Annotated in this window: 8 protein-coding genes and 1 riboswitch; of the genes, 3 read left to right on the forward strand and 5 right to left on the reverse strand. The window is 74.5% G+C overall.

Annotated features, from left to right (window positions below; all coding sequences use genetic code 11):
- Window positions 1-58: 58 nt before the first annotated feature.
- Window positions 59-144, forward strand: a riboswitch (cobalamin riboswitch).
- A gap of 157 nt (window positions 145-301) precedes the next feature.
- Both cobN and lnt read left to right on the forward strand, forming a co-directional pair.
- The gene (cobN, locus tag ACZ47G_RS29105; protein WP_465747647.1) at window positions 302-4,012 is read left to right on the forward strand and encodes a cobaltochelatase subunit CobN; all 3,711 of its coding nucleotides are present in this window, start codon (window positions 302-304) and stop codon (window positions 4,010-4,012) included.
- 264 nt (window positions 4,013-4,276) lie between these two features.
- The gene (gene lnt, locus ACZ47G_RS29110; RefSeq protein ID WP_465747649.1) at window positions 4,277-5,899 is read left to right on the forward strand and encodes an apolipoprotein N-acyltransferase; all 1,623 of its coding nucleotides are present in this window, start codon (window positions 4,277-4,279) and stop codon (window positions 5,897-5,899) included.
- Here lnt and ACZ47G_RS29115 read toward each other — a convergent pair.
- The 4 genes from ACZ47G_RS29115 to gdhA all read right to left on the reverse strand — a co-directional run bounded on the left by ACZ47G_RS29115 (window position 5,875) and on the right by gdhA (window position 10,395).
- Entirely contained in the window at window positions 5,875-6,636 is a 762-nt protein-coding gene (locus tag ACZ47G_RS29115) for a VOC family protein (protein WP_465747651.1), read from the reverse strand. The two genes, lnt and ACZ47G_RS29115, sit on opposite strands and share 25 nt — an antisense overlap.
- A 149-nt stretch (window positions 6,637-6,785) precedes the next feature.
- Complete coding sequence (locus ACZ47G_RS29120) at window positions 6,786-7,694, reverse strand: NADP-dependent oxidoreductase (RefSeq protein WP_465747653.1); 909 nt, start codon at window positions 7,692-7,694, stop codon at window positions 6,786-6,788.
- 245 nt (window positions 7,695-7,939) lie between these two features.
- The gene (locus ACZ47G_RS29125; RefSeq protein WP_465747656.1) at window positions 7,940-8,815 is read right to left on the reverse strand and encodes an AraC family transcriptional regulator; all 876 of its coding nucleotides are present in this window, start codon (window positions 8,813-8,815) and stop codon (window positions 7,940-7,942) included.
- A 173-nt stretch (window positions 8,816-8,988) separates the two neighbouring features.
- Window positions 8,989-10,395, reverse strand: a complete 1,407-nt coding sequence (gene gdhA / locus ACZ47G_RS29130) for an NADP-specific glutamate dehydrogenase (RefSeq protein ID WP_465747658.1) — start codon at window positions 10,393-10,395, stop codon at window positions 8,989-8,991.
- Window positions 10,396-10,724: 329 nt separating this feature from the next.
- Between gdhA and ACZ47G_RS29135 the strand changes: the two genes are divergently transcribed.
- Window positions 10,725-11,354 carry a GTP cyclohydrolase II gene (locus tag ACZ47G_RS29135; protein WP_465747660.1) on the forward strand — a complete coding sequence of 210 codons (630 nt, stop codon included), beginning with the start codon at window positions 10,725-10,727 and terminating at the stop codon, window positions 11,352-11,354.
- Between the two features lie 166 nt (window positions 11,355-11,520).
- Here ACZ47G_RS29135 and ACZ47G_RS29140 read toward each other — a convergent pair whose 3' ends face one another.
- Window positions 11,521-14,757, reverse strand: coding sequence for a protein kinase domain-containing protein (locus ACZ47G_RS29140; RefSeq protein ID WP_465747662.1), 3,237 nt, complete (start codon window positions 14,755-14,757; stop codon window positions 11,521-11,523).
- Window positions 14,758-15,089: the final 332 nt, after the last annotated feature.

The following is a 15,089-nucleotide window of genomic DNA, read 5'->3' on the forward strand; positions in this document are numbered from 1 at the left end:
CCGTACGATGCAGGCGGACGGTCCCAGCGGGCCGTCCGACGCCAGCGACGGCGCAGGGGAGGAAACCGGTGCGAGCCCGGTGCGGTCCCGCCACTGTGACCGCGGCTCACCGGGAAGCCGGTCGGCCGCGGGAGCCAGGAACTCCCGCCGTCCTCCACCGGCCCGGGGCGCGGACCCCGAGGAAGGCAGAAATGCACCACCGCTGTCGCATGCCCGCGCCCGTTTCCCCGGCCACCACCACGGCCGCCCCGGCCACCACTGCGGCCGTCCCGGCCGCCCACGAGGCCGGGAGGGCCTTCGCATGATCCTGCTGCTGTCGACGTCCGACACCGACCTGCTGAGCGCCCGCGCCTCGACGGGCCCGGTCCCGTACCGGCTCGGCAACCCGGCCCGGCTGACCCCCGAGGACCTGCCCGAACTGCTGGAGGGCACCGAACTGGTGGTGGTCCGCCTGCTCGGCGGGCGCCGCGCCTGGCAGGAGGGCCTGGACGCGCTGCTGGCCGGCCCCCGCCCGGTGGTCGTGCTGACCGGTGAACAGGCCCCGGACGCCCAGCTGATGGAGCTGTCCACCGTCCCGGCCGGCATCGCCGCCGAGGCGCACGCCTACCTCGCCCACGGCGGCGCGGCCAACCTGGCCGAGCTGGGCGCCTTCCTCTCCGACACCGTGCTGCTGACCGGCCACGGCTTCGCCCCGCCCGCCTCCGCACCCGCCTGGGGACCGCTGGAGCGCGAAGCCCGTACGACCGCCGATGAGGCGACCGCCGACGGCCCGACCACCGACGGGCCGACCACCGACGGGCCGACCGTCGCGGTTCTCTACTACCGGGCCCACCACATGAGCGGCAACACCGCCTTCGTGGAGACCCTCTGCCGGGCCATCGAGGACCAGGGCGCCCGGGCGAAGGCCTACTACTGCGCCTCGCTGCGCGGCGCCGAGCCCGAGCTGCTGGCCGAACTCGGCGCCGCCGACGCGATCGTCACCACCGTGCTCGCCGCCGGCGGCACCCGCCCGGCCGACGCCCAGGCCGGCGGCGACGAGGAAGCCTGGGACGCCGGCGCGCTGGCCGCGCTGGACCGGCCGATCCTGCAGGCGCTCTGCCTCACCTGGTCCCGCGCCCAGTGGGAGGCCAGCGACGACGGCCTGTCCCCGCTGGACACCGCCACCCAGATCGCGGTGCCGGAGTTCGACGGCCGCCTGATCAGCGTCCCGTTCTCCTTCAAGGAGCTGGACGAGGACGGCCTGACCGTCTACGCCGCCGACCCGGAGCGCGCCGCCCGGGTGGCCGGCACCGCCGTCCGGCACGCCCGGCTGCGGCACGTCCCGGCCGCCGAGCGCCGCCTCGCCCTGGTGCTGTCCGCCTACCCGACCAAGCACTCCCGGGTCGGCAACGCCGTCGGCCTGGACACCCCGGCCAGCGCGATGCGCCTGCTGGAGCGGCTGCGCGCGGAGGGCATGGACCTCGGCTCGGCGCTGCCCGGCTTCAACGCCGCGCCCCGAGCGGACCAGGAGGACGAGGAGGCAAGCCGGCGAGTCACGGCCCACGAGGACAGCCACGAGGGCGACGCCCTGATCCACGCCCTGATCGCGGCCGGCGGCTACGACCAGGACTGGCTCACCGAGGACCAGTTGGCCCGCAACCCGGTCCGCATCCCGGCCGCCGACTACCGCCGCTGGTACGCCACCCTCCCCCAGGGCCTGCGCGAGCAGGTCGAGGAGCACTGGGGCCCGGCCCCCGGCGAGCTGTACGTCGACCGCTCGCAGAACCCGGACGGCGACATCGTGCTCGCCGCGATCCGCTCCGGGAACCTGCTGGTGCTCATCCAGCCGCCGCGCGGCTTCGGAGAGAACCCGGTCGCCATCTACCACGACCCCGATCTCCCGCCGAGCCACCACTACCTGGCTGCCTACCGCTGGATCCAGGCCGCCCAGGAGGACGGCGGCTTCGGCGCCCACGCCGTCATCCACCTCGGCAAGCACGGCAACCTGGAGTGGCTGCCCGGCAAGACCGCCGCGCTGTCCGCCGAGTGCGGCCCGGACGCCGTCCTCGGCGACCTCCCGCTGATCTACCCCTTCCTGGTCAACGACCCGGGCGAGGGCACCCAGGCCAAGCGCCGCGCCCACGCCACCCTGGTCGACCACCTCGTCCCGCCGATGGCCCGCGCCGACTCCTACGGCGACATCGCGCGCCTGGAGCAGCTGCTCGACGAGCACTCCAACATCGCCGCGATGGACCCGGCCAAGCTGCCCGCGATCCGCGCCCAGATCTGGACGCTGATCCAGGCCGCCAAGCTGGACCACGACCTCGGCCTGGACGAGCGCCCCGAGGACGACGGTTTCGACGACTTCCTGCTGCACGTCGACGGCTGGCTGTGCGAGGTCAAGGACGCCCAGATCCGCGACGGCCTGCACGTCCTCGGCCAGGCCCCGGCCGGCACCGACCGGGTCAACATCGTGCTGGCCATCCTGCGCGCCCGGCAGATCTGGGGCGGCGTCAGCGCGCTGCCCGGCCTGCGCGAGGCGCTCGGCCTGGACGAAGCGGCCCGCACCCTCGGCGCCACCGACGCGGCCGAGGCGCAGGCCCGCGCCCTGGTCGAGGCGATGGAGGCGGAGGACTGGGCGCCCGAGGCGGTGGAGAAGGTCGCCGCCGGGCTGCCGGAGGCCGTCCACGAGGTACTCGCGTTCGCCGCCACCCAGGTGGTGCCGCGGCTGGCCGCCACCACCGACGAGCTGGACGCCGTGCTGCACGCGCTCCAGGGCGGCTTCGTCCCGGCCGGGCCCTCCGGCTCGCCGCTGCGCGGCCTGGTCAACGTGCTGCCGACCGGCCGCAACTTCTACTCCGTCGACCCGAAGGCCGTCCCCAGCAAGCTCGCCTGGGAGACCGGCCAGGCCCTCGCGAGTTCGCTGATCGACCGCTACCGGGCCGACAACGACGGCGCCTACCCGCCGTCGGTCGGGCTCTCGCTCTGGGGCACCAGCGCGATGCGCACCGCCGGCGACGACATCGCCGAGGCCTTCGCCCTGCTCGGCGTCCGCCCGGTCTGGGACGACGCCTCGCGCCGGGTCACCGGCCTGGAGCCGATCCCGTCGGCCGAGCTCGGCCGCCCGCGGATCGACGTCACGCTGCGCATCTCCGGCTTCTTCCGGGACGCCTTCCCGCACGTGGTCGCCCTGCTGGACGACGCGGTGCGCCTGGCCGCCGCCCAGGAGGAGGCCGACGAGGACAACTTCGTCCGCGCCCACGTCCAGGCCGACCTCGCGGTGCACGGCGACGAGCGCAAGGCCACCGTCCGCGTCTTCGGCTCCCGCCCGGGCACCTACGGGGCGGGCCTGCTCCAGCTGATCGACAGTCGGGACTGGCGCACCGACGCCGACCTCGCCGAGGTCTACACCGTCTGGGGCGGCTACGCGTACGGTCGCGGACTGGACGGGCGGCCGGCCCGGGAGGAGATGGAGACCGCCTACAAGCGGATCACCGTCGCCGCGAAGAACACCGACACCCGCGAGCACGACATCGCCGACTCGGACGACTACTTCCAGTACCACGGCGGCATGGTGGCCACCGTGCGCGCCCTCACCGGCAAGGCCCCGACCGCCTACATCGGCGACTCGACCCGCCCGGAGACGGTCCGCACCCGCACCCTCACCGAGGAGGCCGCCCGCGTCTTCCGCGCCCGGGTGGTCAACCCGCGCTGGATCGAGGCGATGCGCCGCCACGGCTACAAGGGCGCCTTCGAGATGGCCGCGACGGTCGACTACCTGTTCGGCTACGACGCCACCACCGGCGTGGTCGCGGACTGGATGTACGAGAAGCTCACCCAGGAGTACGTCCTCGACCCGGTCAACCGCGAGTTCCTGGCCGGCGCCAACCCCTGGGCGCTGCACGGGATCAGCGAGCGCCTGCTGGAGGCGGCCAGCCGCGGGCTCTGGGAGCAGCCGGACCCGCAGCTGATCGAGCAGCTGCAGGCCGCGTTCCTGGAGACCGAGGGCGACCTGGAGGGTGACGAGGGCTGAGGCCCGCAGCACCCGTACAGCGGCTGTCACCCGCCATTCCGGCGGGTGGCAGCCGCTGTTTCGGCGCCTGGCGGGCGCTGTTTCGGTGCGTGGCCGGCCTTGTCTCGGCGGGTGGCAGCCGCTGTTGTCGTGAGGTGCCCGCCGCCGGAGACCGGTTCGGGCTCGGTCCGGTGGTGCCCATGACCGGCACCGTTCCAAGGACCGGCGTCAACCGCGTGTACCGCCATCTGGCACCGGGCGTCACCCGAGCGGACAATACGGGGCATGTCGCGCCGCAGCGTTACCGCCAGCCCAGCCCTGAGCACGGCCCGCACCGAGGAACGTGAGCCGCGCACACCCCACCGGTACCGGGCACGGGCCGGGGCGCTGGCCGCCGGGGCCGTGCCCGTGGTGGCGTTCCCCGCGCCGGGGCAGGCGTGGCTCGCCTGGGTCGCGCTCGTGCCTGGGCTGCTGCTGGCACAGCGGGCGCCGTCGGGGCGGGAGGCGGCGGTGCGCGGCTGGTGGTTCGGCGCGGGGTTCATCCTGACCGCGATGTACTGGCTGGTGCCGTCCGTCGGACCGGCGCTGCCCGTCCTCGCGGTGCTGTTCGGGGCGCTCCAGGCCCCGGTCGGGTACGCGGTGCACCGGCTGCTGCGCCCGCCGCTGACCGGCCGCCGGGCGCTGCTCGCGCTGCTGGTCGTCCCCGCGGTGTGGGTGAGCGCCGAGTACGCGCGCTCCTGGCACGCGCTCGGCGGGCCGTGGGCCCTGCTCGGCGCCACCCAGTGGCAGCACCCGGCGATCCTCGGACTCGCCTCGGCGGGCGGGATCTGGCTGGTCAGCGCGGCGGTGGCGGCGGTGAACACCGGGGTGCTGATCGTCCTGACGGCGGTGCACCGGCGGCCCCGGGCGCTCGCCGCACTGGTGACCGTCCTGGTGCTGGCCGCCGGTCCGCTGCTGTTCGCGCTGCGCCCCGCGCCGACGGGAGCCGGTGCGGTGACGGTGGCGCTGGTCCAGCCGGGCATCGTCGAGGACCCCCAGGCCCGGTTCGACGCCAGCGCGCGGGCCACCGCCGACCTGGTCGGACAGCCGGTGGACCTGGTGGTCTGGGGCGAGAGCAGCACCACCGCCGACCTGGACCGCGACCCGGCCGCCCTGGACGCGCTGCGCCGGCTCGCCGGCACCACCGGCGCCGAACTGCTGGCCGGGGAGGACGCCCGCAAGGCCGACGGGCGGATCTCCAAGGACGCGGTGCTGGTCTCCCCCGACGGGGTGGTGGACCGCTACCGCAAGATCCGGCTGGTGCCCTTCGGCGAGTACATCCCGCTGCGGCCGCTGTTCGGCTGGATCGCCGGGGTCAGCCGGGCCGCGGGCGAGAACCGGGCCCCCGGCACCGCCTTCCACGTGCTGCCCGCCACCGACCGCTCGGGTCGGCCGCTGCCGGTCGGTGCGCTGATCTGCTTCGAATCGGCCTTCCCCGACATGGCGCGCACCGCGGCCCGGGACGGCGCCCGGGTGCTGGTCTACCAGTCCTCGACCTCGACCTTCCAGCACACCTGGGCACCCGAGCAACACGTCTCTCTGGCCGCGATCCGGGCCGCCGAGACCGGGCGCCCCGCCGTCCAGGCCTCGCTCACCGGGGTCTCCGCCGCCTTCGACGCCCAGGGCCGGGAGCTGGCCCGGCTCGGCACCGACGGCACCGGCGCGCTGACCGTACGGCTGCCGCTCACCGCACCCGGGACGCTGACCTGGTACGACCGGATCGGCGACGTGGTGCCGCTGGGCGCGCTGATGGTCACGGCGGGCGCGGCGGTCACGGCCTGGCGCACCCGCGGCCCCCGGCGGACCGCCGGGAGTGCGGTCACGCGGTCGGAGGGGTCGAGCGCTCAGCCCTCGGCGCCGTCGCGGTAGATGCCGAACGGCGCGCCCTGGGCGTCCCGCAGCACGGCGATCCGCCGGACCGGCATGGAGAAGGCGGGCATCAGCACCTCCGCACCCATCGCGACCGCCCGGTCGACCGTGCCGTCGACGTCGGCCACCGAGAAGTACGGCAGCCAGTGCGGCGCCACCTGCGGCGGGAAGCCGTCGTCCATCACCACCATGCCGCCGAAGTCCTCACCGTCCAGGCCCCACTGGGTGTAGAACTCGGACTGCGCGACGGACCAGTCGAAGACCGCCGGGTAGAAGGCCGTCGCACCGGCCGCGTCCCGGGTGGCCAGCTCCGCCCAGCCCAGCGAGCCGGGCTCGTTGAACACCCCGGCGCCTTCGAAGGCCCGGGCCTGCCAGAGGATGAAGACCGCGCCGGACGGGTCCGCGGCCACCGAGAAGCGGCCGAGGTCGCGCACGTCGGTGGGCTCCTTGAGGACCTTGCCGCCGGCCGCCTTGATCCTCGCCGCGGTGGCCTCGGCGTCGGCGACCGCGAAGGCGACCGTCCAGGCCACCGGCTGCTGCGGTGCGTAGCGCGGGGTGACGGCGGCGGCCGGGGCCTCGCCGAGGAACATCTGGGTGTAGCCCTCGTCCTCGGGGCGGACGTCGCTGTCGGGGCGCCAGCCGAACAGTTCGGCGTAGAAGGTCCGGGCGGCGGCCGGGTCGTCGGTGCCCAGCTCGACCCAGCACGGGGCGTTGGTGGTGACGGAGGTCTGCTTCATGGCTCCCGGCTCTCGGGTCTGGGGTGTCGGGTGTGGGATGTCAGGTCTGGGGTGTCAGGTCTGGGGCGTGGGGCCCGGGGTGTGGGGCCCAGGGTGTGGGGCCCGGGGTGTGGGGCCTCGGGTGTCGGGTCTCGCAACGCTGCGCTGGGTCAGGAGACTTCGAGGATCACCTTGCCGCGGGCGTGCCCGGACTCGACCTCGGCGAGTGCCTCGGCGGCTTCGGCGAGCGGGTAGCGACCGGTGACCTGCGGGTCGAGGTCGCCGGCGGCGACCAGCGCGGCCAGGGCGGCGAGGGTCTCGGGGGTGGTCGAGCGGGTGACGTAGCTGCCGCCGAGTTCGGCGACGGTGGCCGGGTCGGCGGTGCTGACCAGCTCGGTGCGCTCGGCGCGGACGTCGGCCACGGCCCGCAGGGCGTCGCCGCCGACCAGGTCCAGGATGCCGTCGACACCGTCGGGGGCGGCCTCGGCGATCCGCGCGGCGACGCCGTCGCCGTAGCGGACCTGCGTGGCACCGAGGGATTCCACGTACGCCCGGTTGGCGTCGCTCGCGGTGCCGAGCACGACCAGGCCCTGGCTGCGGGCGATCTGGGCGGCGGCGCTGCCGACCCCGCCGGCGATGCCGAGGATCAGCAGCGTCCGGCCTGCACCCAGGGCGAGTTGGCGGACGGCGTCGTCGGCGGTGGCGACCGAGACGCAGAGCGCGGCGGCCAGGTCGAAGCCGACGGCCTCGGGCTTGAGGGCGCTCATCTCGGCGCGCAGCAAGGTCTGTTCGGCGAAGGCTCCGGCGGCGACCAGGCCGAACACTTCGTCGCCCGGGGTGAAACCGGTGACCCCGGGGCCGACCTGCTGCACCACTCCGGCGGCTTCCTGGCCCAGCACGGCGGGGAGTTGGCGTTCTCGACCGAGGAAGCCCCGGCGGATCTTCCAGTCCACCGGGTTCACCCCGGCGGTCCGGACGGTGATCGCCAGTTGGCCGGGGCCGGGATCGAGTACGGGGCGGTCGAGGAACTCCTGGGTGTCCGGGCCGCCGTAGTCGACGAAGCCGAATGCCTTGACCATCGGTGATCCCACTCCTCGGGTAGCGGCCTGCGGCCCCTGCTCCCCCGCCCCAGCATGCGGGGCAGCGCGGGATGGGGGCGGGCGTTGGTGGGCCGAACGGGGGTTCGGGGCGGGGAGCGGCGGACCGGGGTGGGCGAACAGATAACAGCTGACGGATAACAGATTTCGAAATCTGTTATCCGTCAGCTGTTATCTGTCTTCTGCTTTCTGTCTTCTGCTTTCTGTTTTCTGCTAGTCGTCGGCCGTCAGCCGCGCAGGGCCCGCGTCACCGGTATCCAGAGCTCTGCGTCGGCGTCGCCCGTCCCCGGGATGAAACGGGTCTTCAGGATCTCCGGGCCCGGCCGGGTCTCGTACGGGTTGGACGGGAACCACTGGCTGTACGTGTCCCCCCACATCTCCTGCAGCGCCTGCGGGAACGGCCCGCTGTTGCTGAACACCGCCCACGTCCCGGCCGGGACGTGCAGGACCTCCAGGTCCTCCGGGACGACAGCGTCCTCGCGCGCCACCACCGCGTGCCAGTAGTCGAGTTCGGACCCCTCCTCGCGGTTGGGCGAGAAGTCGTCGGTCACCGAAACGATGCCGAGCGGGTCCTTGCCGGTCAGGGCCGTGATCCGCTCGACGGTCTCCGCGCCGAGCCCCTTGATGAACTCGGCGATGTGGGGGTTGACGCCCCGGTAGATCAGGGGCACCCGGGCCTTCCTGCCGACGATCCGGAAATCCGGCTTCTCGGTGATCCGGTACTCCATGCTGCTGCTTCCCTCCACGATGAGTCGGAAGGACATCCGAGGCTGGGAGACGAGCACCGCACCGTCGCGCCGGGCCTCCCCGGGCCCGACCCCGTGCATCGCCCGGAACGCCCGGGCGAACGCCTCCCCCGAGGTGTAGCCGTAGCTGACCGCGATGTCGAGCAACGTCCGTCCACCGTCGAGAACTTCGGCGCCGGCGACGGTCAGCCGCCGGCGCCGGATGTACTCCGACAGCGGCATCCCGGCGAGCATCGAGAACAGCCGTCGGAAGTGGTACTCCGACGTCATCGCGATCCGCGCCAGTTCGGCCACATCGATCTCTTGGTCCAAGTGCCGTTCGATGTGCTCCATCGCCCGGTTCAGGTGCTCCAGCACGCCGACCCCGTCCTTCCTTGCTGATCACCACCGTAGGAAGGACCCACCCTGCCGTACCCGACGATCGGTGCCCGCTCCGGTCGGGTGCCGATCGCCGGGTGACCGGCCGCGACCAGGGCTCGGGCCGGGGCCAGGGCTCGGGCCGCGACCAGGGTTCGGGCCGGGGCCAGGACTCAGACCAGGCCCTGGGCCAGCATCGCGTCCGCGACCAGCTCGAAGCCCGCGATGTTCGCGCCCACCACGTAGTCGCCCGGGTGCCCGTAGCGCTCGGCCGTGGTGAAGCAGGAGTCGTGGATGTGCTTCATGATCCCGGCCAGCCGCTCCTCGGTGCGCTCGAAGGTCCAGGAGTCGCGCGAGGCGTTCTGCTGCATCTCCAGGGCGCTGGTCGCGACGCCGCCCGCGTTGGCCGCCTTGCCCGGGCCGAAGGCCACCCCGGCCTCCTGGAGGACCCGCACCGCCTCGGGGGTGGTGGGCATGTTGGCGCCCTCGGCGACGGCCAGCACCCCGTTGCGGACCAGGGCGAGCGCGTCGGCCTCGGTCAGCTCGTTCTGGGTGGCGCAGGGCAGCGCGACGTCGCAGGGCACGCTCCACACGCCCGGTCCCTCGACGAACTTCACGTGGCTGCCGCGCAGTTCGGCGTACTCGGCGATCCGGCCGCGGCGCACCTCCTTGACCTCCTTGAGCAGGGCGAGGTCGATGCCCTTCTCGTCCACCACGTAGCCGGAGGAATCGGAACAGGTCAGCACCGTCGCGCCGAGCTGCTGCGCCTTCTCGATCGCGTACACGGCCACGTTGCCGGAGCCGGAGACGACCACCCGGCGCCCGTCCAAGCCGTCGCCGCGGCTGCGCAGCATCTCGGCGGTGAACAGCACGCAGCCGTAGCCGGTGGCCTCGGTGCGGACCTGCGCGCCGCCCCAGCCGAGGCCCTTGCCGGTGAGCACGCCGGCCTCGTAGCGGTTGGTGATCCGCTTGTACTGGCCGAACAGGTAGCCGATCTCCCGGCCGCCGACGCCGATGTCACCGGCCGGCACGTCGGTGTGTTCGCCGAGGTGGCGGTACAGCTCGGTCATGAAGGACTGGCAGAACCGCATGATCTCGGCGTCCGTACGGCCCTTGGGGTCGAAGTCGGAGCCGCCCTTGCCGCCGCCGATCGCCAGTCCGGTGAGCGCGTTCTTGAAGATCTGCTCGAAGCCGAGGAACTTGACGATGCCGAGGTTCACCGAGGGGTGGAAGCGCAGGCCGCCCTTGTACGGGCCGAGGGCGCTGCTGAACTCCACCCGGAAGCCGCGGTTGACGTGGATGGTGCCGGAGTCGTCGGTCCACGGCACCCGGAACATCAGCTGCCGCTCGGGCTCGCAGATCCGCTCGATGATCCGGGCGTCGAGGAGTTCGGGGCGGAGGGCGAGCACCGGGGCCAGGGTCTCCAGCACCTCGTGGACCGCCTGGTGGAACTCGGTCTCGCCCTTGTTGCGGCGGACCACGTCCGCGTAGAGCGTCTCGATCGCGCGCTGTTCGGCGTCGAAGCGGGGCCGGTCGGCGGAGGGGGTGCCGAAGGGGGTGGTGGCGCGGCTCGTGGGCATCGGATCAGGACCTTCCGTGGTCGTCGGTGGTCGTGCGCGAGGCGTTCCCGTGCCCAGGGAACGGGACGAAGTGTCGCAGTGTCCACACCCCGGCTCGCGCCCCTTCCACATGCTGGTACGCCGGACGGGAACAGGCGGGGCGGGTGGGGTGTTGTCCGCCTCCGTGGTCGGTGCGGTCACTGGCAGTACCCAGTTGTTCAAATTGGAACAAACGGGTACGGTCGACCTCCGAACCGATCGGATCCCCCTCGGGTCCATCCGGATCCGAAGATCCGACCCGGTCCAATCCGGTCCCACCCGGTCCACCCCCGATCGACGGAGGCCCGTCCATGCCTCAACCCGGCTCCGCCACGGTGCGCTCGCACGTGCGCATCCCGCTCACCTTCCCCGACGGCTACCGCGCCGACGCGGAGGTCTCCACCTTCCACGGCCTCACCGACGGCGCCGAGCACCTGGCGCTCGCCCTCGGCACCGTCCCGGGCGGCGGGACCCCGCTGGTGCGACTGCACTCCGAGTGCCTGACCGGCGACGTCTTCGGCTCGGAGCGCTGCGACTGCGGACCGCAGCTACGCGAGTCGGTGGAGCGGATCAGCGAGGCCGGCGGCTACCTGCTCTACCTGCGCCAGGAGGGCCGGGGCATCGGCCTCTACAACAAGCTCGACGCGTACGCCCTGCAGGACTCCGGGCTGGACACCTACGACGCCAACACCGCGCTGGGCCTGCCCGAGGACGGCCGGGACTACACCGCGGCCGCCCAGATGCTCGCCGCGCTCGGCGTCGACGGCATCGACCTGCTGAGCAACAATCCGGACAAGGCCGCCCAACTGGCCGGGCTCGGGATCACCGTCCATCGGCGGGTGCCGACCGGCGTCCACCTGTCGGCGAGCAATGTGCGCTACCTGACGGCCAAGGTGGAGCGGACCGGGCACTCGATCGAGCTCTCCCGACTGGTGGGCTGAGCCCGGCGGACGGCGATGGCCGACGGCCGCCAGCCGACGGCGGGCATCGGGCATCGGGCAGCGAACGGCTGACAGATAACAGATACCAGATAACAGCTGACAGATTTCGAAATCTGTCAGCTGTTATCTGTCAGCTGTCATCTGTCGGCCGTTCACCCGCCCTCCCTCACGCCCGCCCCCGCACCATCCGCAGCACCCCGTACGCCGCCAGCGGCAGCGCCACGAGCAGCGCCGCCCAGAAGGCCCCGTGCCCCCACCAGTCCGCGACCGCGCCGAACAGCCCCTCGAACACCGGGATCCGCAGCGCCTCCACCGGCCCCAACGCCCCCGGCCAGGCCCCCAGGAACAGGGTGCCGAGGATCCAGCCGACGAACAGCACCCGCGCGGTGATCAGCGTCCCGAGGGTGCTCAGCAGCGACACCGCCGCCAGCAGGAGGACGAACCCCGCCTGGTAGGCCGCACCGGTCTGTCCCGTCCCCCAGGAGTCCGGCGTCCGGTGCACCCCGGTGGCCGCGAGCCGCACCTCGACCGCCGCCCACAGCAGCAGGACCAGCACCCCGGTGCCGACGAGCGCGAACCGCAGCCGGTCACGCGTCCCCGCCCGGCCGGTGCCCCACGCCCGCGCAGCACCCGCCACCCCCGCAGCGCCCGCAGCACCCGCCACCCCCGAAGCCCCCGCGGCGCCCGCCGGCCGCGCCGGCCGCGCCGTTGTGCCCGCGACCCGGGGCGCCCGCTCGGCCCGCCGATCGAGCTCCCGCCAGCCGTCCCGGACCCGCCGTCGGGCCTGCTGGGCGGGCTTGAGCAGCCGGTCGGCCGCCCGCTCGATCAGCACGACGGCCGCCACCAGCGCCACCACCGCCGCGATCCCGGCCCAACTCCCCATCCCGCCCTCGAACATGACCACCCGGTCGGCCACCGGCTGCGGCGCCTCCACGGCCGTCATCGGCGGTCCGAGCCGCAGGTAGCCGATCGCGAGGGCGCCCACGCCGGTCAGCAGGGCCGTGCCGAACCCGACCGGGGCCGGGAAGAAAGCGAGCACCGCGGCCGCCACGAAGGCCGCGCCCAGTTTGCCGACCACCTGCTCGGCCGCCTGCCTCCCGGCGAGGCGCAGCGGCCCGCCGAACAGGTCGGGCGAGAGGTCGAGTTGGTGCCCGGACTCGATGGGGTAGCGCAGCACCGCCCCCGTCCACAGCAGCAGCCCCAGGCCCACCACCAGCAGCGCGGCCGCCGCCACCCGGCGCGGCAGCATGGTGCGGGCGTACGGCCACCAGAGCCGCCGCCGGGCCGCCCAGTCCACCGGCGGCCGGCGGCGCCGCTCGCGCCACAGCCGGGCCGCGCGGCCGGCCCGCGCCCGGCCCTCCCGTAGTACCGCTCCCTCCGCCTCGGGCCCGGACCGCTCCACCCGTCCCCGGCCCCGCCGCCGCAGGGCCTCCGCAGCCACCAGCGCGGCCCGACCCGCGACCTGCTCCGGCGCGGCACCCACCGACCGCCGTCGCAGCGCCGACCAGCGCCGGCGCACCACGTCCCGCGGGGTGGCCGCCGCCGGGTCGGGCGCCGGCCGCCGAGCCGCCGAGCGCACCGCCGTACGGGCTCCGGCGCCCGCCGTCAGCGCCCCGTCCACCACCGCCGCCGCGACCACCGCGGCGAGCTCCGACAGCCGTACCGGCAGCGGCAGCCGGTGCAGCGCGGCGGGCAGCGGGGAGAGCCGGCCGAGCAGCCGGTGGCGCTCCTCCGGGCGGATGCTCAGCCAGACCGCCAGCCGGTGGGCCTCCTCGCGCTCCTCCGGGCTGAGCCCGCCGTCACCGCGCCGGCCGCCACCGACGGTTCGGGCGGTGCGCTCCACCTCGGCCAGCACGTCCGGGAGGGCGGCGAGGGCGAGCAGCCGCGAGCAGTGCTCGCCGGAGCACTCGGGGTGGAAGCAGTCGTAGCGCGCGGCGACGGCCGGGGCGCCGCCGCGGACCAGTTCGTCGATGAACGCGGCGCCGTCCGGCTCGGTGGCGACGCGTTCGAGGCCGGCCGGATCGACCGGCCGGTCGCGGTAGTGCGGGACGGCGGACGGGGCGTAGGCGGCGCCGAGGGCGAGCACGGCCACGGCGGCCACGGCCTCCCGCCGGGAGCCGGGCGAGCGGACCACGTCGGCGAGGTAGTGCAGGTCGAACACGGAGTCCTGGACCTCGTCGCGCAGCCAGTCGCGCAGCCGCTCCGCGCCCACCGCCGCCAGCCAGCGCGCCGCCGCGCCGGAGTTGCGCAGCAGCACCTCGGTGAGCCGGGCCGGGTCGGTGAACGGGTCGCCGAGGAAGGTGATCGGCCGGCGGGCCTGCGGGCGGCGCCGGACCACCTGCGGGCTGCCGCCGGCCAGCCAGCTGCGGACCTCCGGGGCGGTCCAGCGGTCCTCCGGCTTCTTGGTGAACAGGCCCTGGAGCAGCAGGAGTTGGCGCTGGTCGGAGACGGCGCTGAGGTCCACCTCCTCACCCATGACCAGCTCCAGCTCCAGGTCGTGGTCGGCGGCCCGCTCGCCGTCCGCGCCGACGAACCGGGGGCGGCCGACGAACAGTTCGTACAGCACGTTGCCGAGCCCCCACCACGGCCCGGCCTCGTGGTTCTTGCCGGCCAGTTGCTCCGGGGCCATGTAGGCGACGGTGACCATCATCGCGGAGGTGAAGCGGCGGCTGTCGGTGAGCCGGTCGACGCCGCCGAAGTCGGCGATCACGAACTCCCCGGGTCCGCGGCCGGGTCGGACCAGGATGTTGGCCGGCTTGAAGTCCAGCGGGTTGCGCTGGATCCGCCGCTGCCAGAACTCCAGCAACGAGACCAGCTCGTAGACGATCTGCTCGGTGGTCCGCGGGTCGGCCTGGGCGCCGTCCCGGCGCAGCCCGGCGACGTGCGCGGAGAGGGTGACCGGCAGGTACTCCATCGCCACCCAGTCGACCAGTGCGCCGTGGTGGCGCACCCGGCCGAAGTCGATCAGGTGCGGGACGTGCCGGCGGAAGCCGTCGTTGCGCAGGTGAGTGAGCAGGTCGTGGTCCATCGGGTGGCCGACGACGGCCACCTTGACCGCGGCGTCGGCGCCGCCGTCGGTGCGCCGGACGTACCAGACGGTGCCCTCGGCGCCGGCGCCCGCCTTGCCCAGCGGGGTGAAGCGGCCGCGCAGGGCGTCCGGGAAGCCGTCCTCGGCCGGGCCGGTCCCACTACCCTCCGGACCGGTCCCGCCGTCCGGGCTCGGCCCGCCGTTCGGGCCGGACCCGCCGTTCGGGCTGGGCCCCGGACCGATGTTGTCCTGCCAGGACGGGCCGTCCGCGGAGCGGGGCCGCACCACCTCGGTGACGGCCTCCGGGTCGAACCGCCCCGGGGTGCCGGGCCGGACCTTCGTCGCGGCCTCCGGGTCGTGGCGCGGACCGGGCATCCGCCGGGTGTCGGCCTCCGGGTCCACCCTGCCGGGCCGCCGGGCGCCCAACCGGGACGGCCGCTCCGAACCGTAGCCCGCACCGGCCCCCGCACCGGCCCCCGCACCCGAGTCGGCACCGCCCCGTCCCCCGCCCTGGGCGCCGCGCCGCCGGTCCCACGACCCCCGGAACCGCGAGCCGCGCTCCCGCGACCCCCAGTCGACCCTGGTCCGCGGCGGCTCCCCCGGCCACCCCTGGGACCGGTCCCCCTCGGCCGGGCCGGCGCCCTCCGTTGCGCCCATGGCGGCGCTCCCCTCCCCGTGCCCCCGGGCCGGTGCGAAGGCCGTGACCA

The sequence above is a fragment of the Kitasatospora sp. NPDC030952 genome, from assembly GCF_055571335.1.

Coding starts and splice junctions, on each gene's coding strand:
- ACZ47G_RS29135 (WP_465747660.1), top strand. CDS start 10,725: ATGCCTCAACCCGGCTCCGCCACGGTGCGCTCGCACGTGCGCATCCCG.
- ACZ47G_RS29115 (WP_465747651.1), bottom strand. CDS start 6,636: ATGAAGCAGACCTCCGTCACCACCAACGCCCCGTGCTGGGTCGAGCTG.
- ACZ47G_RS29120 (WP_465747653.1), bottom strand. CDS start 7,694: ATGGTCAAGGCATTCGGCTTCGTCGACTACGGCGGCCCGGACACCCAG.
- cobN (WP_465747647.1), top strand. CDS start 302: ATGATCCTGCTGCTGTCGACGTCCGACACCGACCTGCTGAGCGCCCGC.
- gdhA (WP_465747658.1), bottom strand. CDS start 10,395: ATGCCCACGAGCCGCGCCACCACCCCCTTCGGCACCCCCTCCGCCGAC.
- ACZ47G_RS29140 (WP_465747662.1), bottom strand. CDS start 14,757: ATGCCCGGTCCGCGCCACGACCCGGAGGCCGCGACGAAGGTCCGGCCC.
- lnt (WP_465747649.1), top strand. CDS start 4,277: ATGTCGCGCCGCAGCGTTACCGCCAGCCCAGCCCTGAGCACGGCCCGC.